We start from the raw sequence: 22,949 nt of genomic DNA on the forward strand, positions 1-22,949 counted from the left end.
ATGGAAAATATATTTATTTTAACTCTACTTTTTGGCTTTTATCTTTTATATTTTGGTTTAGGTAAATCAAGGCTTAAAATATACGGAAATAAATTCTTAAAAAGTGATTTAGCTAAAAACACTCAAAAACAAAAGAAATTAAATATAAATGCAAATCTAGCGTTTATATTTAGGAATATTTATGACAAAAATACTGGATTAAATAGAAAAAATCTCATAATTTTTGTTGTAATTGTGTGCGTTTTGTTATTTATAAATAAAACATTCTTAAATCTAAATGTAATTATTGTGTTTTTTGCTTCTTGTGTATTTGGAATTTATTTTATAAATAAATTAGCTTTCAAACAAATAAAAGATGATTTTGATAAGAATTTCCCAGAGCTTTTAGTAGTTTTAAACGGAGCAATTAGTGCTGGTAGCAATGTAAATCAAGCTTTACAAGATTGCTCTAATGTAATTTCAGGAGTTTTAAGAACCGAGCTTAAAATAATAGTAAAAGCACTTGCCATAGGAGATGATACGCAAAAGGTTTTTGAAGCTAGTTATAAAAGACTACCTTTTAAAAATTATTATTTTTTCTTAACTTCACTTTTAGTAAGTCTTAATAGTGGTGCAAGACTTAAAGAAATTTTAAGCAGATTAGCCACTTCAGGAACAAAAGCCAAAGCAATGGAAAAGAAAAAAGAAGCAATGACAAGTGAAGTTAGAATGAGTGCAAAAATAACAGCGGCTATACCGTTTGTATTTTTATTTTTAACCAAATTTATAAGCCCTGAAAATTTTGATTTTATTTTATATGATGAGAAAGGTCGTTATATTTTATATTATTTTTTAGGTAGTGAGTTGGTTGGAATTCTTATGATTATGTATTTGATGAGGAAAATATAATGCAAAGTTTTTATATTTTATCAATGATTTTTGGAGTATTTTTGATGTTTTATGCAATAAATAAACAAAATACTATGAAAAAATATAGTTTGGTTGTAAATAATACAGGTTTTAGCGAATTTATAAACATAACCAATGCTTATGATATTTTTGAAAAGAGCGATAAAACTTTATATTATTTAAGAAAAATTGATTCTAATGTGGTTTTAAAAGTCTTTTTTGCATTTAGTATTTTTATGATTTTTTATGTTTTAAAAACAAGCGGGTTATTAAAAATCTCTCAAAATACATTAGCGGCTTTAGGAATTTTTATTTTTATATTAGTAATTATTGCACCAAGCTATTTACAGCAATTTATCATTGAATCAAGGATTAGAAAAATAAGTACTGATATTCCTATGTTTGTAGATTTATTAGCAGTTTGTGTGCAATCTGGAATGAGTATTGAAAATGCTATTAAATTTTTAGAAGGCAGTATTACTTCATTAAATGAAGCTTTCGCACCTTTTTTAAGTAAATTAATTATCAAAATGAATGTAAATGGGCTTGAAGCTGCATTAAATGATTTACAAAATGAATTGCCTAGTCGTGAAATATCAATGATGTGTTCTACATTAAAACAAAGCGTTAAATATGGAAGTGGAATTTATGAAAGTTTGATGAGTTTAAGTGCTGAAATTAGAGAAAGTACCTTGCTTCAAACAGAAGAAGCCATAGGTAAATTATCAGCTAAAATGAGTGTTCCACTTATTTTATTTTTTATGTTTCCAGTGATTATAGTAATCGCTGCACCAGGAGTAATGAGAGTATTAGGAGGAATTTTATGAAAAAATTAACAGTTTTATTTTTATCAATTTTTATTTTTACAGGTTGTCAAGCCACTTTAAAATCAAAACAAGATATTTTAGATGATACTTTAACCAAAGAAAAGATTTATACAGCTATTAAAAATTATGATGATTTAATCAAAATCAATAAAGAAAAATTACAAAAAAAGGACACCCCAGAAACAAGAATTGCACTAGCCTTAAATTATTACGATATAAATGATTTTGATTCATCACTTTATTATTTAAAGCCATTATTACAAGATGGTAAAAATTATAAAGCATTTTTACTCAAAGCAAAAATTGAAGATTATAAAGAAAATTATAATGAAGCCTTAAATGATGCTATAAAAAGTATTAATCTAAATCCAAAAAATCCAGAAGCTTATAATGTAATAGGTATAGTAAAGGCAAAGCAAAATAAATACGAAGATGCAAAAATAGCTTTTCTAAAAGCAAAATCATTATTTTTAGCTGATGAAATAGTAAATAATAATTTAGGTTTATTAGAAATATCAGAAGGTAATTATGCTATTGGAGTTGATTATTTATTACCTTTATACAATAGAAATTATAAGAATTTAAAAATTATTAATAATTTAGTTTTTGCACTAGCTAAACTTAATAGAGATAGTGAAGCTATTGAAATAATAAAAAGAGAAAATTTAGCTAAAGAGCCAAAAAAATTATTAATAAATATTAAGCAAATAAATACAAATGAAAAATTTTCTAAATGATATTAAAGGCATAGCAGCGATAGAAACCGCTATGCTGCTTTTTCCTTTTTTAGTATTTGTTACGATTTTGGTTGAGGTTTTATTGTTAGTTTATACTAGCGTTGCGATTGATTATGTAAATAGCCAAGCAGCAACCTATGCTTCAAGTTTTTTTTATAAAGAAAATTATTTAACAAAATATAAAGAAGAATTAGATAGACAAAGACAAAAAATAGGATTTTTCTTAACCGATGGAAGTTTTGATATAAGCATAGCGTATTGCAATGATTTAAACGAATTAAGTAAAGAAAAATGTGAGTCAAATAATGATGAAAGCATAATAAATTTATATGAACTTACATATAGAGTAAGGACTATTTTTTTATTTAATTGGATAGAAAAAGGCAAGGTTTTAAAGAGCAAATTAGCATATTACAACGAAAGACATGGAAAAAATGATTAAATTTTTAAAAGAAAAAGGTGCAAGTGTAAGCATAGAAATGTGTGGAATGTTAATGCTTTTTACGATTTTTTTGATACTTAGTGCAGATGTGGGAAAGCTTATAAAAACTCAAAATTCATTAGAAAAAATAAGCTATTCACTAGCAGGGATTATTAGAGAAAGGTCTTATTTATATAGTGCAAAATTAGTAAATGATAAAGACATAGATGAACTATTTAAAATTGCTTTAGTTTTAAATAAAAAAACTTTAGATAAAGAATTGGGTCTAATAGTAGAGTGTTTAGAGACAGATAAAAGTGGTGATATGAATTATAGAAGCTATACAAAAGGTGAAGTGGAATGTAAAATAGATACTAGTTTAAAAGATACAAGTAATTTAAATTTTATTACAAAATTTAATACTAATACAAACATTTATAAAGTAACTCTTTGTACTAAAAATGATGATTTATTTATGCCTATTAATGGTATTAGCTTAAAAGCATTAGAGCCACTTGCAAGTTCAATAGTATATGGAAGATAAAATGAAATTTATTTTAGAAAAAAGAGCTTTTGCTTTAGTAAGTGTAGCGTTAATTTTACCTTTTATTTTTGGACTTTGTGTGATTGCTTATGATTTAAGTATTACACTTAAAAATCATTCAAGATTACAAGATGCTTTAAGAGAGGCTAGTTTTTTAAGTGCCACCAATGAAGAGAATTTAGAAGATAGAGTAAAAATATTAGTGAGTGAATATTTAGGAAGTGATAAAAATGTATCAAATATACAAATAAAGCAAATTGATGGGATTACAAAAGTCACAGCAGATATTACAAATAATGGTATTTTTAATAAATTTATATCAGTAGATGATGAAAGCATAAGCACTAAAGGCATTTACGGAATGCAACCATCTAGCAAAATTAGCGATACTGATTATATTTTTGCCATATCTTTCGGAAAGTCAGGAGCAGAAAATAGTACGCTTTTAAATTCCACTTTAAAAAATCTTTGCAATGAAGATAATAAAAAGCTAATTAAATATGGAGCTTGCAATCCTCCTTTAGGTAAAAAAGAAATCATAGATGTAACACAAACAATGATTGCAAATATAATTAAAACTGCCAAAGAATACGATAGTGAAAATAAACAGTATTTTGGTTTTGTACCTTATTCTAATGTCGTGATGGTAAAAGGTAAAGATTTATATGAAAAAACTATTGTAGATAAAGGCGATGGATTAACAAAAAGTGAATATGAAAACGCATATTATTATATTGACCCAATGGATATTTATGTTCCAAGTGAGTTTAAAAAAGTTGATTTTTTTTCTAGGTATTATCCAAAAAACATATTAAATCATGCAAATTCTAAGCTTGATATATTAGTTTTAAATCGTTTAAAAGCTTTAAATATTGATACTACTATTTTTACAAATGAATTTTCGGGGGATTTTTTGCTTAGAAAATTTGCACTTGATTTAAATAATGAAAGATTACAAAATTATTCTAAAAAAGATATTGAAGATGCCATTAAAACATTTGATTTAGGATACGATAATCAAAAACCAGGCTTAAATGAAGGCGAGTTTAAAAAAGATAAAACTAGAATAGAAAATACTATAAATAATGCTTTTAGCGAAAATGAAAGTATGATTTTTAGACTTTATAATCCAAAGGTTGATAGGCTTTTAATTAAAGGTTCAAATACAGAAATAATACAAACAGCAAAAGCTATGCAAAAAGCTGAAAAAGAATATCAAAGCTATTTAGAGGCTTTGGCAATAGTTAAAAATGTTTTAAATAGTAGTGTTGGTGATGGTTCTTTTAATAATGACTTTGATACAGATTATGCTTTAAATTTATATAACGTTTATTATAATAAATATATAATTGGAGAAGATGGCAGTTATTATGGATATGATGAGATAAATGATTGCAGAATTAATGGCGATGAAATGATGTACGCGTTTGAAGATTACGAATCAGCCTTAAGAAATAATAATTTAAGTGAAGCAAAAAATAAATTTAGTGAGGCAATGAATTATATAAAACAAGCCGAACAATGCTCTTCAACTTCAATTCCTAAACTTTATGAAACTAAAGAAGAATTTGAAAAAGACTTATTAAATCTTCATAATTATATAGAAGGAGAAGATTATCAAGGGTATTATGATATGGTTGATTTAAAAGGTGATGATGAGGGTTATGCTGATTGGGATTTAATAAACAATGCTCTTTACGATAAAGACTATAGCTTAATCACAAAATTACTAACTAAATACAAAAACAAATACAAAACAATATCTTATTTTAAAATAATAATCGCTCCAACTTATCCAAAAGAAGCTCCAAAAATTACAATTAGTACAGTTTTAGTAGAGAAAATACAAGAGCTTAGTAAGGAAGTGAAAAAATTACAAGCTGACTTTAATAGAATAGATACATTTCAATTTAGATATTGTGAAGACTCAAAAAATATAGAAAAGGAACCAAAGTTTTGCGATTTTTCAAAAGAACCATTAAAGAGTAAATTTGACAAAAGAAATATTCTTAAAAGAGATTTAGATGATAAGCAAACAGAATTGGATAGATTAAATAATACAAGTAGGTTTTTAAATGGTAGCAGTATTTTAAGTGACGAATTAAACTACGAATTAATTACCAAACTTGAAGGAATGATGAATGAAGCTTTTAGAAAATATAAAAATGCAGAAAGTGATTTAAATGCAAATTTTGATTTTAAAGGAAAGGCTTTAGGGAATAGTTATATGGCATTTTTATTAGGTGGGGTTACTCAGCAAACAATTGCAAATGCTATGAAATTTGTTGAAATAAAACCTTTAAAAATTCAAACTCCAAGTGATATAAAAGAAATTAATATTTTAAATGAAATACCATTTAAAATTGATAGAGGTTCTTATGATGTGGTAACTCCTTTAAATAAAGATTTTGCAAGTGTAGGACTTATTAGAGCTGCACTAATGGCTACAAAGTCTAAAAGTAATAATCCAAATGTGAAAATATTAGTTTTTTCATCAGCAGCAAGTGATAATGATGAAGCACTTTTTAAGGCAGGATTATGTCAAAGATTAAAAAATGGTATTAAACAAATTACTGGTAAAAATGCAGAAATTTATGCAATTACTTTAGGCTTATCAAAAGATGAAATGAAACTTGTGAATGAAAGCAAATATAAGCAAGTTTGGTCGCAATGCACAAATAATATTTTAATAGGAGAATCTGTTGAAGATTTAATTAATATAATATATCAAAATATATTTAATACACCGTTTGGAAATATTACATATAAGTAAAGTATATTTTTAAACTTGATTAACTTAATAAAGTTATTATTAAATAATAAAAATTATTAATTAGGAGATAAAATGTTAGATTTAGCTATTATTGGTGGTGGCCCTGCTGGTCTTAGTGCGGGATTATATGCAACTCGTGGTGGGCTTAAAAATGTTGTAATGTATGAAAAATTTATGCCAGGCGGACAAATTACAAGCTCAAGTGAGATGGAGAATTACCCAGGCGTTGCAACCGTAATGGATGGAATTAGCTTTATGGCACCTTGGAGTGAGCAAAGCACTAGATTTGGTCTAAAAATTGAGCAAAAAGAAGTAATTAGAGTTGAAAAAAATGGCGAGAATTTTAAAATAATTTTCTCTGATAATTCAAGCGAAGATGCTAAAGCTGTTATAGTTTGCACAGGAGCAGCTCCTAAAAAAGCTGGTTTTATAGGCGAAAATGAATTTTTTGGTCGTGGAGTAAGCACATGTGCAACTTGTGATGGTGCATTTTATAGAAAAAAAGAAGTAGCAGTTTTAGGTGGTGGAGATACCGCACTTGAAGAAGCACTTTATCTAGCTAATCTATGCTCTAAAGTATATTTAATCCACAGAAGAGAAGGTTTTCGTGCAGCTCCATCAACCGTTGAAAGAGCTAAGAAAAATGAAAAAATTGAGTTTATTTTAAATGCTAAAGTAGAAGAAGTTGTAGGAGATAATGCTGGAGTTACAGGCGTTAAAATAGTATTTAATGATGGTAGCAAAAAAGATTTAGCAGTTCCAGGGATATTTACTTTCGTAGGACTTGATGTGAGAAATGAAGTATTAAAACAAACTGATGGCTCATTTTTATGCGAAATAGTAGGAGATGCTGTTAAGGTTGATTTAAAAATGAGAACGAGTGTTGAAGGCTTGTTTGCTGCAGGAGATTTAAGAGTAGATGCTCCAAGACAAGTTGTTTGTGCTGCGGCTGATGGTGCTAACGCTGCTTTAGGCGTAATTTCATATTTAGAGAGCAAACATTGATAACTAAAATCAAATTAGCATTAGTTAATGAAGACTTTTACGAATTAGAAAGTTTAGCCAATGAGCTAGAAGATAAAATAAATAGCAATTGGCTAGATACTCTAAGTAAAGATGAATTAGTAGAATTACAAGCTTTGCATACTCAATTAATTGAAACTTTATTAAAATTAAAGCATAAAGATTTAGAAAGATTAAAAAAGCTTAAAAAATCTTTAAGCTATATAAAATAGGAATTTTAAATTCCTATTCTTACCATCTAGTTACACCACCAATAGCCATTACACTAGCACCTACAATAAAAAGGCTAATTAATTTTATAACTAACAATAAAGCAATAATAAATCCAATAGCTATTAAAATATTTATGGGTTTTCTAGGTTTGCTAATAGGCGTTAGCTCGTATTTAGTGAAAAATTCTTTTAATAAAAAATATCTATAAGTTGCACTTGTTAAAACGCTGATAATCACATAAATTAAAGCATAGCTAATATAAGAAAAATCAAAAGAATTTGATAAGCCCTTTGGTTTAAAATAAAAATAACCAAAAAAAGATAAAACCACAATTGCCCCATAAACAATTCCTGCATAAATCCACATAGAACGCAACGCATAACTAAAATAACTAAACAATAATGTAGGAAGGCATATATCTTTTAGTCTAAAAGAATATCTTGCTGTATTTGATTCGCCATTATTTGTATAGTATTTTGCCGCATTGCTTAATTCATCAACTATTGCAGCATTTGGCAATTCTCCTACAAATTCACTCAACTTTACTCTCAATTCTTCTTCGTTTTTGATTAATTCTTGACCTTTGTTAGAAATTAAAAAATCTGTTTTCATAAAATCATCCTATTATTTGTAATATTTTTGTGTAATTGTCTTTTTGAACTGCTTTATATACAAAATATATATCAACTAATACATAAATATATAAAGCCCATAAAATAAAAACTCCGATAAATATAAGTGTCGAAGCCAAGCCTATTAAAAATAGACCTATTTTTAAAAATCCTAAAAGCATATTTCCTTGATAAAATCTATCAACACCCCAAACTCCGAAGAAAAATCCTAAAACTGCTGCTAAAATTGGACTTTTTAACGGGATTAGTGGTAGGTTTTTATATTTTTCTTTGCTTAAATTATCAAGTTTATCATTTAGCATAAACTTTTGCTCGCTTGAAATTTTATTATCAAGCAACATTAAAATGGAACTCTTATCCATAATTACTCCTTTTTTAAAATGAAGTAATTATTCTACACCCCCCCCCCTATTAACAAAGGGTAAATTAATAAAAAATAATTTAAGATTTTAATTTTTAATTTCTTGTGAGTTCTCTTTAGCACTTACCATATAAACATATCTATAAGGACTAAGAGTTTTTGTATCTTCTAAAATAGCTCTTTTATACCCAGCTTCATCTATGATTTTTACTACTTTTCCAACATAAATACCCTCTGGAAAAATCAAATCCTTTCCACTCGTATAAACCAAATCTCCTATATTTAATTCTTTATAATCAGTAACAAAATTAACATAAATTGAATTTTTACTACCTTGTAAAATAGCAGGAGTTTTATTTTCCCCAACAACCACAGAAAAAACACATTTTTCATCATTTAAACTAAGTGCATAAGCTCTATTATTATTTGAATACATAATCCCCACTGCATTATTATCATATATCAAACCATAAGTAATATCAGGCTTTATACCATCATAACTCATCCAAAATTTAGTTAAACTTCCAATTTTTTCATAAGATAATACCCTAGTTAAGGCTAATTCAAATTCATATTTTTTAAGATTATGGGCTTTTGCAAGATTGTTATATTCTATAACTAAATTATCATATAAGAATTTGTATTGTTTTAGCTTTTTATTTTCTGTGCTTAATTCATCTATCTGATTTACTTGATTAAAATATTTAGTAATATTTTGTTTGGTGTAATCATAAGCATTATAAAGCTTATTTAAAACAAAATCATTAACCCCTAAAACAGCATTTTTAACATCTGCTACAAAATAATAAGAAGATGTAAGCAAAACGCATATTAGGAGTAATAATTTAAATTTATTCATCATTTACTATTTGTCTTAGTAAAGAAATCTCTTCAAGTATTTTTCCAGTTCCCCTTGCTACTGCGTGAAGTGGCTCATCAGCAACATAAACAGGTAATTTTACAATATCGCTTAAATATTTATCAATTCCACGGATTAATGCTCCACCACCAGTTAGCACTATACCATTTTCTACAATATCGCCTGCAAGTTCTGGTTTTGTATTTTCTAATACAAACTTAAGTGCATCAGCAATTTCTTTTAAAGGCTCTTTTATAGCTTCACGAATATCTTCACTACTTAGCTCAACCTTACTTAAAAGCCCTTTTACTTGGTCTTTTCCTTTAACAACTATAGTTAATTCTTCAGGCAATTGAATAGCTGAACCAACTTGGATTTTAATATCTTCGCTAGTTCTTTCGCCAATTATTAGATTGTATTTTTCTTTTACATAATTTACAATTGAGCTATCTAGCTTATCTCCTGCTGTTCTAATACTTTTTGCAGTATGAAGACCACCTAGAGTAATAACTCCTATTTCAGTAGTTCCACCACCAATATCAACTACTAATGAGCCTACAGGCTCTTGCACGGGAAGATTTGCACCAATTGCTGCAGCCATTGGCTCTTCAACCAAATACACTTCTCTTGCACCGGCACTCAAAGCACTTTCGCGAACTGCTTTTCTTTCAACTTGAGTTAGACCATAAGGAACTGATATTAATATTCTAGGGCGTAAAAAACTCTTTCTTTTATGTGTTTTTTCAATAAAATATCTAATCATTTTTTCAGTCATATCAAAATCAGCTATAACCCCATCTCTCATAGGGCGAATTGCTTGAATATCGCTAGGAGTTTTACCTAGCATTTCTTTAGCTTCTTTACCAACTGCTAAAATTTTGCTCTTTCCATATTTTGTATGTTGAACTGCTACAACACTTGGCTCATCAATTACTACACCCTTATCTTTTACCAATACAAGAGTATTTGCTGTGCCTAAATCAATACCCATATCACTTGAAAATAACCCTATTAAATGGTCTAGTATCATTTATTATCCTTAATTTTTAAAAAAATAGCATCGCCTTCGCCATTAACAAAATCTTTATTTATAACGATTTCATAACCTTCATATTTATCTAAATCAAACATTAAATCAAGTAATAATTGCTCTAATATCCCACGAAGACCTCTTGCTCCTGTTTTTCTATCAAGAGCTTTTTTAGCAATAGCTAAAAGTGCGTCTTTATCAAATTCTAATTTAACACCATCAAATTCAAAAATCTTTTGATATTGCTTAATTATTGAATTTTTTGGCTCAATTAAAATTCTTACCATATCTTCTTCACTAATTTCATTAAGACTTGCAATTGCGTGCAATCTTCCAACTAATTCAGGAATTAGACCAAATTTAATCAAATCATCAGGCTCAATATGTGAATACAATTCATCTTCACTAAATTTAACACTAGTAGTATCAAAACCCATTACATTCTCGCCTTGCTTTTGCTTTAAAATCTCTTCAATTCCATCAAAAGCACCACCACAAATAAATAAAATATTTGAAGTATCAACTTGAATAAATTCTTGATTTGGGTGTTTTCTACCGCCTTGTGGTGGGACATTTACAACGCTACCTTCTATTATCTTAAGCAATGCTTGCTGAACGCCTTCTCCACTTACATCTCTTGTAATTGAGCGGTTTTCTCCCTTTCTTGCGATTTTATCAATTTCATCAATGAAAATTATCCCACATTCTGCGCGCTCAACATTATAATCAGCTGCTTGTAAAAGTCTTGTTAAGATATTTTCAACATCTTCTCCTACATATCCAGCTTCAGTTAAACTCGTAGCATCGCAAATTGCTATAGGAATATCAAGTGCTTTTGCCATAGTTTGAGCTAAAAGCGTCTTACCACTTCCTGTAGGTCCTACTAATAAAACATTTGATTTTGCTAATTCTACATCACTCTCATCGGCATTACTCATAAGCCTTTTATAATGATTATGAACGCTTACGCTTAAAACCTTTTTTGCTCTATCCTGACCTATTACATAATTATCCAAATGAGATTTTAAAGCTTTTGAACTTATATCTTTTAAACTATCAGCTACCTCATCTACTGCTAATTCTTTATTTTTAGCATCATACATTTTAAATATAACACCAGCACAAGTAGGACAAATTGTATTATTTTTGCCATTTGAAAGTAGGTCAAACGGATAAGATTTGCCACAAAAACTACAAATATTATTGCTCATTATCATTTCCTTTCACTGGAATTCCACGCTTTGTATTTAAAATAAACGAGCATAATTTAACAACTTCGGCAGAATTTGAACTCTCATATAAAGCTTTTGCTCTATCGCTAATTAGCCCTGTTTTACTTCTAAAAATCTTACTAAATGCTTCACTTAATTCATTTATTTTATCTTTTTCTAAATGTCTTCTAAGCCCTACTAAATTAAGACTTCTAACATAAGCACGATTACCTTCAGCTAGACAAAAATGTGGTAAATCTTGAGATAATGCTGAAGCACCTCCAAGCATACAATAATCGCCTATTTTAACCCATTGATGAACCGGAGTAAGTCCGCCAATCACACTAAATGAGCCAACTTCAACATGCCCTGCTAAGGTTACATTGTTTGCTAAAATTATATTATCAGCTAAGGTGCAATCGTGTGCAATATGAACATAAGCCATTATGAAATTATTATTTCCAACTCTTGTGTATCCATCGCCTTTTTGTGTGCCACAATTTATAGTGCAAAACTCACGAATAGTTGTGTTATCACCTATTATTAAAGCTGAAAAATCATCGTTTTTATAAGAAATATCTTGTGGAATATCACCTAAAATAGCATAAGAAAAAATCTTGCAATTATTTCCTATTTTTGTATTTCCTAAAATTCTTGCACCACTTTTAATAATGCAATTATCACCAATTTCTACATTACTTCCTATATATGCAAAAGGCTCAATGTTAACATTTTTGCCTATTTTTGCACCATTTTCTATTATTGCTAAATCTGAAATCATTTATCTACTATCATCGCTTTTAAAATTGCTTGAGTGCATAATGTATCATCTACATAAGCCTCGCCACTAAACACCCACATTGCTCCACGATTTTTAACAACGCTCATTTTATATACTAATTTATCGCCTGGTCTTACTGGTGATTTGAATTTTACTTCTTCCATTCCTGTAAAATATACTACCTTGCTTTTAGGATCAACACTATCTTTCATACTCTGAAAAGCTAAAATTCCACCCGTTTGAGCCATTCCTTCTAATATTAAAACTCCTGGATAAATCGGATGACCTGGAAAGTGTCCTGCAAATACTTGATCACTTATACTAACATTTTTATAACCTAATACATAACCTTCATCAAGATTGATTTCTGTGATTTTATCAACTAACAAAAATGGTGGTCTATGTGGTAAAATTTCTTGAATTTGCATTACATCTAACATTATTATTCCTTTACTATGCTTAAAGGGATTTATTTTAATTTCAGCAATTAAACAAAGTGTAATAATTATAAGCTTTATCGTTGGTAAAGTATAATTTATAAAATTCCAATGCTTTTAAAATAAAAACTATCTTAAAAGCATTAAAAATTAAAATAAAAAGTCTAAATTAAGCCCTTTTAATTCAAAGTCTTTATGAAAATCATTTGGCATAGGAGTTTTTATATCATAATCAAATATTTTTGTCCTAGCACAATGAAGCATTAGCCTTGAGCTAATTATTTTACTATATTTAACATCGCCTAAAATTCCTAGACCAACGCTATTTAAATGAACTCTTATTTGATGGGTTCTACCTGTTGCAATTTGCACTTTTAATAAAGTTTTTTTACCTTCTATAATTAAAGGCTCTATTTTAGTATAAGCGTATTTTGCGTTTTCACTATTACTAATTTTACTAAATGCACTTTTGCCTTTTATGGTTAAAATCGGCTCATCAATCTCCATTCCTTCGCTTACGATTTTATTAGTAATTGCTAGGTAGAGTTTTTGCACTTTTTCTTTTTTGTATTCGTTTTTTGCAGCCTTTAAAAACTCTTCATTTTTAGCAAATAATACAATGCCACTTGTATCCTTATCAAGTCTATTTAAAAGAGTGTAATTATTTTTAATATGTTCGCTCGCAATACCAATTGGCTTATTAATAGCTAATAAATTATCATCTTCAAACAATACGCTAAGCTCTGGTTTTGCAAGTTTAAAAATAGTATTAACAGGCATAAGACCCCTTGCAATCTCTAATCTTTTGCCCCCGTGCATTACTAAACCTAAATCTATTAATTCTTTAGCAGCTGAATTTGAAATTCCTTCTTGAATTGCTAATAATTTATATGCTTTATCTTGTTTCATTTATTTTCCTATCTAATATTTCGCATAATGCGTTGAATGTATATTCGTTTTTGATTTTAGCATTTTTAACATTTGTAAAATCAATATCATCACTAATTTTTATATTTTCTATACATTTTAGACTTGAATATTGAGAAAACACATTAGTTCCTGAAGTGATTTTGCAGCCAAAAAACGCAGCTTCGGCGAAATTATGTCCGCCTATTTTAGTATAAGAACCACCTAAAATCACATAATCACTAATTGAGTAAAAATTAATTAATTCTCCTAAAGTATCTAGCAAAAATACTTCACTTTTTAAATATCCATCACAATCATTGCTATATTTTACAATGTTAAAGCCTTTATTATAAAGTAATTTTTCAACCTTATGAAATCTTTCAGGGTGTCTTGGTGCTATTATTAGACATTTATCTTTTAAGAAATTTTTATCTAGCTTATTTAGAATTATTTCTTCTTCATTTTCGTGAGTACTTGCAATTAAAATTATTTCTTTATTTTTGCTTAATTTCTTAGTAACTATTGGCTTATTTGTAATCTTTATATTTGTAAAAACTTCTATATTTTTCGCATTAAAATATTCTAATCTTTCTTTATCTTCATTACTTTGAGCAAGGATTAAATCAAAATATGAAAATATTTTTGCATAATAAAAACTAAATTTTTTATAATTTTTAAAGCTATTTTCTTTCATTCTAGCGTTTAATAAAATAGTATTTTTATCAAAATCTTTATATATTTTAAGTAAAGCTAACCATAATTCTGCTTCAAATACTATTAAAGTCTTAGCAGGTTTAAGCCATAAATATAATAATGGCTCATAAGGTAGTAAAAAAGCATTATCATCAAATTCTTTTGCTTTCATAAGTCCTGTTTTTGATGAACAAGTAAGTAATATTTTAAAACCTTTATTTTTATAATATTTAATCAACTCGCCTAAAGCGACAGCTTCTCCATAACTTGCAAAGTGAAAATGAATATCTGCTATTTTATGCTTTTTGAATGGTAAAAATTTTTGATAAAGTTTAGAATATTTATCCTTAAAACTTAAAGGAATTAAAGCCAATAAGAATAAAGGATAAATTAAAATAGAAACAAGAATATAAAAAAAATACATTTTTTAAATTATAAAAATTACTCTTCTATGTATAAAATTCTTCCACAATGTGGGCAGTTATTAATCTCTTCACTTTTTAAAACTGCACTAAAAGTTTTGCTATTTAGTTGCATAAAACAACCATAGCAAGCTTGTTTTTTAACAGGAACTACTGCAGTATTCTTAGCCCATTTTCTAATTTTTTCATAAAATCCGAAAACTTTGCTATCAATTTCGCTAGCTAACTTATCTTTTCTTACATAAATTTCTTTTCTTTTTTCTTCAATAGCATCAAGTGCTGATTTTTGATTAGCTATTGCTATAGTTAAATCATCATTTAATTTAGTAATTTCTTTTTGATTTTCTTTAATTTCTTCTTTTTTATTATCTACTATTTTTTCTAATTTTGATATTTCTTCATTTGCAGCTTCTAATTGCTCTCTTGCGATTTCTTCTTCTAATTTTAAAGCATTTGCTTCTTTTTCTGTTTTTACTAAAGCAATTTTTTTAGCTGTTTCATTTATCTTTGTTGAAAATTGAGCTATGTGATTTTCTACTTTTACTTTACTCTCACTAATTTCTTTTATGCTTTCTTCTAATTTTGAATTTTTATTCTCAAGACTTTTAATTTTATCTTCTAAATTGTTCGCTTCTCTTTTAGCACTTTCAATTTGTGGTAAAAAACTATCTATTTCTTTATCTAATTTAGAAAGCTCTACTAATTGTGATAGGTGTTTATTCATAGTATGTCCTTAATACTCTAAAAATGGATTTTTTGAAGAGCTGATTATAATCTCTATCGGTAATTTTTGCAAATTACTCACTAAAGAATTAGCAAAACAAATCTCACTTTCATAATGCTTAATATCAATTAAACTTATATTATTTTCACTAAGAGCTAAAGCGTCGTGATATTTAATATCTCCTGTTAAAAATATATTACTCTTAAGCTCACTAGCCAATGAAATTCCAGAACCCGTGCAAATTCCTATTAAATCAGTTTGAATTATTTCTTTTGCTAAAGATATTGATATTTTTTTTAAGTTTAATTTAGCCTTTAAAAAATCAGCCAATTCATAAATATCTTTAAAATTATTCTTAGCATAAGCTAAAAACCCATCGCTTTCAATTATTTCTAAGCCTAAAAGCTTTTCACAAAAATATCTATTTAAATGACTTAAATCATAATTCGTATGCATAGAAATTAAAGCACAATTTTTTTTGATTAATTCTTTTAAAATATTACCAGCATAATCATTTTTAATACTTTTAATACCCTTAAAAATCAAAGGATGATGAGTAATAATCAATGAATTTGGTAAAAATGATTTTACTTGATTAAAATCTAAATCAAGACTAAGATAAATCCTTTCGCAACTATCATCATTACTTAAAATTAACCCACTATTATCCCAACTTTCTTGGGTATTAAAAGGGCTTAATTCATCTAAAACCTTATAAATCTCACTTATTTTCATAAAAATTCCTTATATAAAACGCTAAGCCAAGTTAAAACAGCTATTAAAATAGTAAAAAATACTCCAGCAGAGCCTAAGTCTTTTGCATCTTTTGCAAGTTTATGGTATTTTGAAGTTGCCAAATCCACAACGCTCTCAATAGCGGTATTAAAGCATTCAGCAGCAAATACTAAAATAATAACACCTATTAAAAATGCCTTTTCAAATAAAGAAAAAGGATAAAATAAAGCAAATAAAATAAAGCAAATTCCTATTACAAATTCTATCCTAAAAGCACTTTCATTTAAAGCTCTTTTAACCCCTGCTAAAGCATAACTTGCGTTTTTAAAAAATGAGTATTTCTTCTTCATATTTTCTCCTATTTAGCTAGATTATAAAAAAATTATTAATACTTTCAAATTGATAGCATAAATTGACTAGCATTCATAGCAAATACAACACAAGCTATGCTAGCAGCTCCACTAAGCCTTGCTTCTCCAAACATAGAACTAACTTCTCCTATAGCAAACATATTATTCTTAGCTGTATTAGTATCTATATCAACTACTCTTGCAAATATATCTGATTTAACCCCACCTAAAGTATAGTTTAAATAAACATCTACATTAGCCAAATAAAACATAGGCTTATTAATTGCTTTAATAGAAATATTATTAAGATTTTTACCCAATTTATCAATCCTATTACTAAAATAACTATTGTATTCATCAACGCAATTAATTAATCTTTTATCAATTTCTTCTAAAGAATAGTATTTGTAAAATATACTTGTATCATTTATATAATTTATTCCGTGATTATCTAGGAGTAATTTAACTAATTTATTATTTTTAATTTCATTTAAAATCGCTATTGCTAAATCTTGCCTTGAGCTATCTTCTCTAACAAATCTTTTAAAATCAGAATTAATTAAAATTCCATACTTAAAAATATCCATAGGCAAAACAAAAGCAAATCTCATTAGACTTAATTGAGTTGGGATTGCTCCATTTTTTAATAAAATCTTTAAAGAATTTGAATTGTTCTTAGACATAGTTTTAGCATAATAAGCTAGTGGATAATGAATTTTTATAAATTCTTTATCGTTTGCAAATCCACCAGTGCAAAAAGCTATATTTTTAACCTTAATTTTTATGATTTCATCTTTATGTAAAATACTTGCAATACCATTATCAAAATCAATTAATTTAGCCTTAGTTAATATATTTACATTTTTACTAAGCAATCTGTTGATTAATGGATTTATCACACTTTCTTTAGCATTTTTTAAAGGGTGTAATTCTCTAGGAACTGAATGATTTAAGCTATTTAATATAGCTAATTCAAATTCAACCCCAAAACTTTTTAAAAGTTGAGTAGCTTGTGCTGATTTTTCACTAAGCTCTTTTAATAAAGTAAAATCAGCATAATTAGTTGAATAAGAAATCAAATCATCATAAAATTTATCATCTTTTATATTTGCTAGTTGCTGAAAAGATGAATTACTAGCAGCAAAATTTAAATAACTCTTAGCTCCGCCTAATTCATCATCTTGCTCAATTAATAAAATATCTTGTTTAACCAATAAATTCGCCAATGTTAAACCACTAATACCACTACCTACAATTAAACAAAACAACTCATTCATAAGCAATCCTAATATAAAAATTAGCTCCAATTTTTCTAGTTTTTAAAAATACATCAGCATTTAACTCGCTATTTAAAATATTTTTTATCATAAAAAGCCCAAGCCCTGAACCATTTTTCGTGCTAAAATAAGGTTTAAAAATTTCTTCTTCTAAATCCTTTTTAACCCCTATTCCATTATCTTTTATACTAATATAAATATTATTTTTATAAGCATAAAGATTAATTATAATATAAGGATTTTTTATATTAACTAAAGCATCTTTTGCATTTGTAATGAGATTGATTATTGCATGAGCTAAACTATTTTTATATGAATTTATTTTTAAATTCTTATCAAGTCTTAAAGTAGTATTAATTGCATTCCTTGTAAGGCTTGCATTACAAATCGTTAAAGAATTTAAAATAGCTTCATAAACATAAAAAGAGCTTTTTTCTTGCTTTGTCTTATAAAAATCATAAAATTCATCAATAGTTTTTGACATATAATTTAAAATAGGATTTATCTCTTTTAATTTTTGATGAAACTTATCATCAATTTTTTGTTTTTCTAAACTAATCTCAAGATAACTAGAAATTGCACCTAAAGTTGCTAATGGCTGTCTATATTCATGAGCTATACAAGCTATCATTTCACCTAATGCAGCTAATTTTGATTGATGATTTAGCAATTGCTCTTTTTGTGTATTTTCATCTAATTTAGCCTTAATTATTTCAACTTGATTTTTTACTTCTTCTTGTAAATTTGCATTTAATTTTCTTAGTTTTTCTTCAGTTTTTAATAATTTATTAATTAAAAATCCTAAAACAAAATATACCCCAATAAAAGCAAAAAATACCAAAATCACACTAATTATAAAAGCCTTTTTTATTATATGTAAATGAGTTTTATAATCTTTTGTAATATCTTTTTTAATCAATATTAAAAATCTATCATTTAAAATAATTTCATTACTTAAATAATATTTATCATCTAACTTAATTATATCTTCATCATTTTTTAAAAGTTTAGTTTTATTTTGCCAATCAAATTCATTATAAAAATACTCATTTTCATACTTTAAAGCAGCTAAAAAATCATCTTGAATTTTTAAATTATCTAATAATTTTTTTGCACTTATTGTATAAGTAATCGCATAATTTTCATTTATTTTTAAATTAATTAAATAAACTGGTTCGGTATTTAATCTAAGTAAAATATCTGTTTGATTATTAAAATCATATTGGCAATTTAATTTTATTTTATCTTTTTCTATGCAAATATTTTCTTTTAAAATAAATAATTTAATATCCTTTAAATACGCCTCATTTGAGCTTAGATTTAAAAATAATTTATTTAATTTATTTAGCTTTTCATCATTTTTTAAATAATCTAAATTAGAACTAAATTCATAACTAATACTAAGCGTATTGTTTAATAAATTATTTAAAAAATCACTATAAAAATATTCAAACCTATCATTAAAACTATTTTTGTTTTGAAATAAATAATTTTTATGCCAAGAAATATATAAAAAATTCAAAATAAAACATAAAAAAATAATCAAAGTTAAAACAAATATAAAAGCTTTTTTGCGAATGCTTATATTAAGTAATTTTGATATAGTATCCACGAGAATTTGCATTATGAATTATACCTTTATCGCCTAATTTCTTTCTAAGATTTTTAATGAGTGATTTAATAGCATCAGAACTTACATCATAATCATTATATACATAATCGCAAATCTTATAAATATCTACAATGTTAGGACTACTTTTTAACAAAATTTCAAGCAATAAAAATTCTTTTTTGCTAAGCTTAATAATCTCATCATTTATTAATAACTCATTTAAATCAATATCTAAATATATATTATTGCTTAATTTAATTTTATTATTAATACTTTTTATAGCCTTTTTTAAAGCATCTTCAAGTTTAATCCTATCAAAAGGTTTTATTAAATACTTGCAAATATTAAGCTCAACTGCACTTAATAAAGTTTGTTTATCACTTAAAGCTGTAATCATAATAGCAGGAATTTTATTATCAGAATTTCTTATATTTTCTAATAAATTTAAACCATCAAGTTTTGGCATAGAAATATCAAGTAATAATATATCAGGCTTTTTAGCCAAATATATATCTAAAGCACTTAAGCCATCTTTAGCATAAAGCACATTAAAATCAAGTAGTTCTAGCAAATCAATAACTTGATTTGCTAGATTTAAATCATCTTCTGCATATAAAATTGTGTATTTTTTCATTTTTTATCTAATTTACCCCTTAAACCATCATGACCTACATGGGTATGACAACTTACACATTTTAATTCATTTGCGTAATCTAAATATCTTTTATGCATTGTATTTTGCATTTCATTTTTAGAATTAATTTTAGTAATATCTTGATGACATTTTAAGCATCCACTATCATAAACATAATCTTTTTTATGATTGAGTTTTTCATACCAATCTATCTTTTCATCAGCTCCAATAGCAGTGATACTAAATTCTTTAATGCCATTATAAGCTTTTGTGCTTAGATAATTTACTATATTATCGTGTGGCAAATGACAATCTACACAATTTGCCTTTATACCTAGATTATTATTACCACTATGAACATCTTTAATATAAGCTTCCTTCATCGGTTGCATTACATGACAACTCGCACAAAATTTATCATCTCCAGTCATTTGTATAGCTTTATGAGATAAAAATACAAAAATTAAAGTTAAAACCACAATAGATGAAACAAAAATAATAGTTTTTTTCATTTTATCTCCCTCATCCAAGTTTTAGTATTATGGCAAGTATTACACATATTAAATGATGGCTTATGCTCATTATGACAGGTGTAACAATTTAAATTCGCATTATCATGAATACTATTATGCGGGTTTTTACCTTTTAAAAAATCAAGCCTTTTTGCTAATTTCTCTTTACTTCCATGACAACTTAGACATGAATTAGAATCAAGTGCTTTATAATCTTTTTCATTTGCTTCTTTATGACAATCTGTGCATTTTAATTTCACTTCAATATGATGTGGTTTTATTGCAAATTCATTACCTAATGCAAAAATACTTAATATCAAAATCATTAATAATTTTTGCATTTATACTCCTTTTAAAATATCTTTCGCACAAGCAATTCCTGAAGTCATACAATCAGGAATAGAACAACTAGTAAGCCTTGATTGTCCATGAACACCACCAGTTGCCTCACCAATCGCATAAAGCCCTTTAATTGGCTCATAGTTACTAATATTTAAAACTCTCATATTTATATCAGCATAAACACCACCTGGAGTATAACTAAGACCTGGTGCAGCTGTCATTGCATAAAAAGGTGCTTTGCTCATACTAGAATTTTTAATCTTACTTAAATCTTTTTTGAACTCATCTTTATTATTTGAAATGCCTGTTTCATAATCTTGCATTGTCTTTGATAAATCATTTTCATTAAGCTTAAAATTATTAGCTAAATCACTTAAGCTATCAAATTTCTTCATTTTCCCTGCAGTAATAAAACTTTGCATTCTATTAGGGTCGTGCGAATTAGCAAATCCTGTGCTATCAAAAATAATTATTGGATAAATTGTTGTGTTAATCTTTTCCATATGAGCTAAGATTTTATTTGATAAACCTTGTCTATCCCCATCTTCATTTAAAAATCTTTTAGCATTGCAATCAACCATAATCCCATAAATTAAATCTTCTGTAGGAATTCCAAAAGAAAATCTACTAAGTGCTAATTGAGTTGGTATTGCTCCTACCCTTAACATTTGTTTTAATGCACCAGCAGTCTGACCTAAACTTGAAGGGCTTTTTGCCAACCTTAATCTAGGATTTACTATACTTCTAAACTCAATATCACGGCTAAATCCACCTGTTGCAAAAACTACCGCAAGCCTTGCTTTATAGTGCTTTTTATCTCCACTTAAATTCTCTCTATCATCATTTGCTAGATTTCTATTAAATCTATAATTTTCTCTAACGCTTACGCCAATTATTTTGCCACTTTCATCTTGAATGATTTCATCGCATTTAGTTTCGTTTTTAATCTTTCCATTATGTTTTATAAAAAATTCATTTAAAGTGCTAATACAAGCACCGCCACCGCCAATAGTCTCAACACTTCTAGCAACACTATGACCGCCTAAAAACTTAAGCTTATCAGCATATTTAACCCCACAACTTTTAGCAAATTCATATGCTTCATTTGAATTTCTTATAATTCTTAAAGAATGTTCTAAATGATTATATCCAGCTCCAGCTTTATTTAAATCATTTAAAAATAATTCTTCGCTATCTTTTATACCAGCTTTAATTTGTAAATCTGAATTAAGAACAGCAAAATCTTGTTGAGAAAGAACTGAATTACCACCAATTCTATCCATCTTTTCAATCATTAAAACATCAATTTTATTCTTTACTAAATAAGCAGCACAAATATGAGCACTCACACCACTTCCGATTATAATAACATCAGCTATTTCATCAAATTTTATGTCTTTTCCTAAATTATCATTAGCGTTTAATGCTAAAGGTGCACTAAGGCCAACTCCCGCTACTCCTTTTATAAAATTTCTCCTTGATAACATCTATACTCCTTCTAAAAAATCAATTTATTATAAAAATATGTAGTGGCAAAAAAGTGTCAAATATAAATTTATTTTTAAGATTTTAATATAAATTTTAAATCTAAGATAGTCAATATTTTAAATTATAGAAATGATATATCAACTATAAAATATTTAAAATCTTGATATTAATTTAATTTCTAGGTTTGTTTAATAGTTTTTAAAAGTATAAAATAACTAATGAAAATCTTATAAAAATATCTAGTATTTAGTGCTTGTATTGTTAAAAATTATTTTGTAATAAAAAATAATATCCGATTTTTTCTGCTTAATTGCAATTTTAATTTTTAGTATCAATTTAAGTATTTTAATATCTTATTAAAACCAATTATTTTATTTAAATTAATATAAATTACTATATTTATAAGCTGCGTAATTTTTAATATTCACTTAAGTTTTAAATATCAAATCTATCTAATAATATTTATAAACTAATCAAATAATTTAAACTACAAGCATAATACAAAGTAAGTTCT

The 22,949-nt window shown here is 26.8% G+C and carries 26 protein-coding genes; 8 read left to right on the top strand and 18 right to left on the bottom strand.

Annotated elements, in window-relative coordinates; genetic code table 11:
• The 8 genes from AVBRAN9334_RS01315 to AVBRAN9334_RS01350 all read left to right on the top strand — a co-directional run bounded on the left by AVBRAN9334_RS01315 (nucleotide 1) and on the right by AVBRAN9334_RS01350 (nucleotide 7,425).
• Nucleotides 1-888, top strand: a complete 888-nt coding sequence (locus tag AVBRAN9334_RS01315; protein WP_267524186.1) for a type II secretion system F family protein — start codon at nucleotides 1-3, stop codon at nucleotides 886-888.
• A complete protein-coding gene (locus AVBRAN9334_RS01320) occupies nucleotides 888-1,715 on the top strand; it encodes a type II secretion system F family protein (RefSeq protein WP_336606816.1) in 828 nt (275 codons plus the stop codon). Before AVBRAN9334_RS01315 ends, AVBRAN9334_RS01320 begins: the two co-directional genes overlap by 1 nt.
• Complete coding sequence (locus AVBRAN9334_RS01325; RefSeq protein WP_214115816.1) at nucleotides 1,712-2,452, top strand: tetratricopeptide repeat protein; 741 nt, start codon at nucleotides 1,712-1,714, stop codon at nucleotides 2,450-2,452. Before AVBRAN9334_RS01320 ends, AVBRAN9334_RS01325 begins: the two co-directional genes overlap by 4 nt.
• Nucleotides 2,433-2,894, top strand: a complete 462-nt coding sequence (locus tag AVBRAN9334_RS01330) for a TadE/TadG family type IV pilus assembly protein (RefSeq protein WP_336606817.1) — start codon at nucleotides 2,433-2,435, stop codon at nucleotides 2,892-2,894. Before AVBRAN9334_RS01325 ends, AVBRAN9334_RS01330 begins: the two co-directional genes overlap by 20 nt.
• Nucleotides 2,887-3,417: a tight adherence pilus pseudopilin TadF gene (gene tadF / locus AVBRAN9334_RS01335; protein ID WP_214142652.1), complete on the top strand. Its 531-nt coding sequence runs from the start codon at nucleotides 2,887-2,889 to the stop codon at nucleotides 3,415-3,417. Before AVBRAN9334_RS01330 ends, tadF begins: the two co-directional genes overlap by 8 nt.
• Before the next feature lies 1 nt (nucleotide 3,418).
• Nucleotides 3,419-6,190 (top strand): TadE/TadG family type IV pilus assembly protein, encoded by a 2,772-nt coding sequence (locus AVBRAN9334_RS01340; RefSeq protein ID WP_336606818.1) that lies wholly within the window; start codon nucleotides 3,419-3,421, stop codon nucleotides 6,188-6,190.
• Between the two features lie 72 nt (nucleotides 6,191-6,262).
• Nucleotides 6,263-7,195: a thioredoxin-disulfide reductase gene (gene trxB, locus AVBRAN9334_RS01345; protein WP_336606819.1), complete on the top strand. Its 933-nt coding sequence runs from the start codon at nucleotides 6,263-6,265 to the stop codon at nucleotides 7,193-7,195.
• Entirely contained in the window at nucleotides 7,192-7,425 is a 234-nt protein-coding gene (locus AVBRAN9334_RS01350; protein ID WP_214120319.1) for a hypothetical protein, read from the top strand. Before trxB ends, AVBRAN9334_RS01350 begins: the two co-directional genes overlap by 4 nt.
• A 19-nt stretch (nucleotides 7,426-7,444) precedes the next feature.
• On the opposite strand, the gene AVBRAN9334_RS01355 is transcribed toward AVBRAN9334_RS01350, so the two are convergent.
• The 18 genes from AVBRAN9334_RS01355 to AVBRAN9334_RS01440 all read right to left on the bottom strand — a co-directional run bounded on the left by AVBRAN9334_RS01355 (nucleotide 7,445) and on the right by AVBRAN9334_RS01440 (nucleotide 22,434).
• On the bottom strand, nucleotides 7,445-8,038 hold the full coding sequence (locus tag AVBRAN9334_RS01355; RefSeq protein WP_336606820.1) for a hypothetical protein: 594 nt from the start codon (nucleotides 8,036-8,038) through the stop codon (nucleotides 7,445-7,447).
• Nucleotides 8,039-8,042: 4 nt separating this feature from the next.
• A complete protein-coding gene (locus AVBRAN9334_RS01360; RefSeq protein WP_336606821.1) occupies nucleotides 8,043-8,420 on the bottom strand; it encodes a TM2 domain-containing protein in 378 nt (125 codons plus the stop codon).
• 87 nt (nucleotides 8,421-8,507) lie between these two features.
• Nucleotides 8,508-9,278, bottom strand: coding sequence for a rod shape-determining protein MreC (gene mreC, locus AVBRAN9334_RS01365; protein ID WP_214120317.1), 771 nt, complete (start codon nucleotides 9,276-9,278; stop codon nucleotides 8,508-8,510).
• Nucleotides 9,271-10,308, bottom strand: a complete 1,038-nt coding sequence (locus AVBRAN9334_RS01370; protein ID WP_214115826.1) for a rod shape-determining protein — start codon at nucleotides 10,306-10,308, stop codon at nucleotides 9,271-9,273. Before AVBRAN9334_RS01370 ends, mreC begins: the two co-directional genes overlap by 8 nt.
• Nucleotides 10,305-11,519, bottom strand: a complete 1,215-nt coding sequence (gene clpX, locus AVBRAN9334_RS01375; RefSeq protein WP_336606822.1) for an ATP-dependent Clp protease ATP-binding subunit ClpX — start codon at nucleotides 11,517-11,519, stop codon at nucleotides 10,305-10,307. The genes AVBRAN9334_RS01370 and clpX overlap by 4 nt, the downstream gene beginning before the upstream one ends.
• A complete protein-coding gene (gene lpxA, locus AVBRAN9334_RS01380) occupies nucleotides 11,509-12,300 on the bottom strand; it encodes an acyl-ACP--UDP-N-acetylglucosamine O-acyltransferase (RefSeq protein WP_214150290.1) in 792 nt (263 codons plus the stop codon). Before lpxA ends, clpX begins: the two co-directional genes overlap by 11 nt.
• Nucleotides 12,297-12,740 carry a 3-hydroxyacyl-ACP dehydratase FabZ gene (gene fabZ / locus AVBRAN9334_RS01385; RefSeq protein WP_214115829.1) on the bottom strand — a complete coding sequence of 148 codons (444 nt, stop codon included), beginning with the start codon at nucleotides 12,738-12,740 and terminating at the stop codon, nucleotides 12,297-12,299. The genes lpxA and fabZ overlap by 4 nt, the downstream gene beginning before the upstream one ends.
• A gap of 147 nt (nucleotides 12,741-12,887) precedes the next feature.
• Nucleotides 12,888-13,646, bottom strand: coding sequence for a pseudouridine synthase family protein (locus AVBRAN9334_RS01390; RefSeq protein WP_214115830.1), 759 nt, complete (start codon nucleotides 13,644-13,646; stop codon nucleotides 12,888-12,890).
• Nucleotides 13,633-14,763, bottom strand: a complete 1,131-nt coding sequence (locus AVBRAN9334_RS01395; protein ID WP_336606823.1) for a glycosyltransferase N-terminal domain-containing protein — start codon at nucleotides 14,761-14,763, stop codon at nucleotides 13,633-13,635. The genes AVBRAN9334_RS01390 and AVBRAN9334_RS01395 overlap by 14 nt, the downstream gene beginning before the upstream one ends.
• Before the next feature lie 17 nt (nucleotides 14,764-14,780).
• On the bottom strand, nucleotides 14,781-15,485 hold the full coding sequence (locus tag AVBRAN9334_RS01400; protein WP_214115832.1) for a zinc ribbon domain-containing protein: 705 nt from the start codon (nucleotides 15,483-15,485) through the stop codon (nucleotides 14,781-14,783).
• Nucleotides 15,486-15,494: 9 nt separating this feature from the next.
• Nucleotides 15,495-16,220, bottom strand: coding sequence for a Nif3-like dinuclear metal center hexameric protein (locus AVBRAN9334_RS01405; protein WP_336606824.1), 726 nt, complete (start codon nucleotides 16,218-16,220; stop codon nucleotides 15,495-15,497).
• Entirely contained in the window at nucleotides 16,217-16,570 is a 354-nt protein-coding gene (locus AVBRAN9334_RS01410) for a diacylglycerol kinase (RefSeq protein WP_336606825.1), read from the bottom strand. The genes AVBRAN9334_RS01405 and AVBRAN9334_RS01410 overlap by 4 nt, the downstream gene beginning before the upstream one ends.
• A 44-nt stretch (nucleotides 16,571-16,614) precedes the next feature.
• Entirely contained in the window at nucleotides 16,615-17,847 is a 1,233-nt protein-coding gene (locus AVBRAN9334_RS01415) for an FAD-binding protein (protein ID WP_239803400.1), read from the bottom strand.
• On the bottom strand, nucleotides 17,840-19,471 hold the full coding sequence (locus tag AVBRAN9334_RS01420) for a sensor histidine kinase (protein WP_336606826.1): 1,632 nt from the start codon (nucleotides 19,469-19,471) through the stop codon (nucleotides 17,840-17,842). The genes AVBRAN9334_RS01415 and AVBRAN9334_RS01420 overlap by 8 nt, the downstream gene beginning before the upstream one ends.
• The gene (locus tag AVBRAN9334_RS01425; RefSeq protein ID WP_336606827.1) at nucleotides 19,434-20,093 is read right to left on the bottom strand and encodes a response regulator transcription factor; all 660 of its coding nucleotides are present in this window, start codon (nucleotides 20,091-20,093) and stop codon (nucleotides 19,434-19,436) included. Before AVBRAN9334_RS01425 ends, AVBRAN9334_RS01420 begins: the two co-directional genes overlap by 38 nt.
• Nucleotides 20,090-20,605, bottom strand: coding sequence for a cytochrome c3 family protein (locus AVBRAN9334_RS01430; protein ID WP_214115838.1), 516 nt, complete (start codon nucleotides 20,603-20,605; stop codon nucleotides 20,090-20,092). The genes AVBRAN9334_RS01425 and AVBRAN9334_RS01430 overlap by 4 nt, the downstream gene beginning before the upstream one ends.
• The gene (locus AVBRAN9334_RS01435) at nucleotides 20,602-20,946 is read right to left on the bottom strand and encodes a cytochrome c3 family protein (RefSeq protein ID WP_214115839.1); all 345 of its coding nucleotides are present in this window, start codon (nucleotides 20,944-20,946) and stop codon (nucleotides 20,602-20,604) included. The genes AVBRAN9334_RS01430 and AVBRAN9334_RS01435 overlap by 4 nt, the downstream gene beginning before the upstream one ends.
• The gene (locus AVBRAN9334_RS01440; protein WP_336606828.1) at nucleotides 20,947-22,434 is read right to left on the bottom strand and encodes an FAD-dependent oxidoreductase; all 1,488 of its coding nucleotides are present in this window, start codon (nucleotides 22,432-22,434) and stop codon (nucleotides 20,947-20,949) included.
• Nucleotides 22,435-22,949: the final 515 nt, after the last annotated feature.

The organism is Campylobacter sp. RM9334 (genome assembly GCF_020138145.1).
Taxonomy (GTDB): domain Bacteria; phylum Campylobacterota; class Campylobacteria; order Campylobacterales; family Campylobacteraceae; genus Campylobacter_E.

Bases quoted from the DNA above. Each gene is read 5' to 3' on its own strand.
- AVBRAN9334_RS01315 (WP_267524186.1), top strand. From the start codon at position 1: ATGGAAAATATATTTATTTTAACTCTACTTTTTGGCTTTTATCTTTTA.
- AVBRAN9334_RS01320 (WP_336606816.1), top strand. From the start codon at position 888: ATGCAAAGTTTTTATATTTTATCAATGATTTTTGGAGTATTTTTGATG.
- AVBRAN9334_RS01325 (WP_214115816.1), top strand. From the start codon at position 1,712: ATGAAAAAATTAACAGTTTTATTTTTATCAATTTTTATTTTTACAGGT.
- AVBRAN9334_RS01330 (WP_336606817.1), top strand. From the start codon at position 2,433: ATGAAAAATTTTCTAAATGATATTAAAGGCATAGCAGCGATAGAAACC.
- tadF (WP_214142652.1), top strand. From the start codon at position 2,887: ATGATTAAATTTTTAAAAGAAAAAGGTGCAAGTGTAAGCATAGAAATG.
- AVBRAN9334_RS01340 (WP_336606818.1), top strand. From the start codon at position 3,419: ATGAAATTTATTTTAGAAAAAAGAGCTTTTGCTTTAGTAAGTGTAGCG.
- trxB (WP_336606819.1), top strand. From the start codon at position 6,263: ATGTTAGATTTAGCTATTATTGGTGGTGGCCCTGCTGGTCTTAGTGCG.
- AVBRAN9334_RS01355 (WP_336606820.1), bottom strand. From the start codon at position 8,038: ATGAAAACAGATTTTTTAATTTCTAACAAAGGTCAAGAATTAATCAAA.
- AVBRAN9334_RS01360 (WP_336606821.1), bottom strand. From the start codon at position 8,420: ATGGATAAGAGTTCCATTTTAATGTTGCTTGATAATAAAATTTCAAGC.
- mreC (WP_214120317.1), bottom strand. From the start codon at position 9,278: ATGAATAAATTTAAATTATTACTCCTAATATGCGTTTTGCTTACATCT.
- AVBRAN9334_RS01370 (WP_214115826.1), bottom strand. From the start codon at position 10,308: ATGATACTAGACCATTTAATAGGGTTATTTTCAAGTGATATGGGTATT.
- clpX (WP_336606822.1), bottom strand. From the start codon at position 11,519: ATGAGCAATAATATTTGTAGTTTTTGTGGCAAATCTTATCCGTTTGAC.
- lpxA (WP_214150290.1), bottom strand. From the start codon at position 12,300: ATGATTTCAGATTTAGCAATAATAGAAAATGGTGCAAAAATAGGCAAA.
- fabZ (WP_214115829.1), bottom strand. From the start codon at position 12,740: ATGTTAGATGTAATGCAAATTCAAGAAATTTTACCACATAGACCACCA.
- AVBRAN9334_RS01390 (WP_214115830.1), bottom strand. From the start codon at position 13,646: ATGAAACAAGATAAAGCATATAAATTATTAGCAATTCAAGAAGGAATT.
- AVBRAN9334_RS01395 (WP_336606823.1), bottom strand. From the start codon at position 14,763: ATGTATTTTTTTTATATTCTTGTTTCTATTTTAATTTATCCTTTATTC.
- AVBRAN9334_RS01400 (WP_214115832.1), bottom strand. From the start codon at position 15,485: ATGAATAAACACCTATCACAATTAGTAGAGCTTTCTAAATTAGATAAA.
- AVBRAN9334_RS01405 (WP_336606824.1), bottom strand. From the start codon at position 16,220: ATGAAAATAAGTGAGATTTATAAGGTTTTAGATGAATTAAGCCCTTTT.
- AVBRAN9334_RS01410 (WP_336606825.1), bottom strand. From the start codon at position 16,570: ATGAAGAAGAAATACTCATTTTTTAAAAACGCAAGTTATGCTTTAGCA.
- AVBRAN9334_RS01415 (WP_239803400.1), bottom strand. From the start codon at position 17,847: ATGAATGAGTTGTTTTGTTTAATTGTAGGTAGTGGTATTAGTGGTTTA.
- AVBRAN9334_RS01420 (WP_336606826.1), bottom strand. From the start codon at position 19,471: ATGCAAATTCTCGTGGATACTATATCAAAATTACTTAATATAAGCATT.
- AVBRAN9334_RS01425 (WP_336606827.1), bottom strand. From the start codon at position 20,093: ATGAAAAAATACACAATTTTATATGCAGAAGATGATTTAAATCTAGCA.
- AVBRAN9334_RS01430 (WP_214115838.1), bottom strand. From the start codon at position 20,605: ATGAAAAAAACTATTATTTTTGTTTCATCTATTGTGGTTTTAACTTTA.
- AVBRAN9334_RS01435 (WP_214115839.1), bottom strand. From the start codon at position 20,946: ATGCAAAAATTATTAATGATTTTGATATTAAGTATTTTTGCATTAGGT.
- AVBRAN9334_RS01440 (WP_336606828.1), bottom strand. From the start codon at position 22,434: ATGTTATCAAGGAGAAATTTTATAAAAGGAGTAGCGGGAGTTGGCCTT.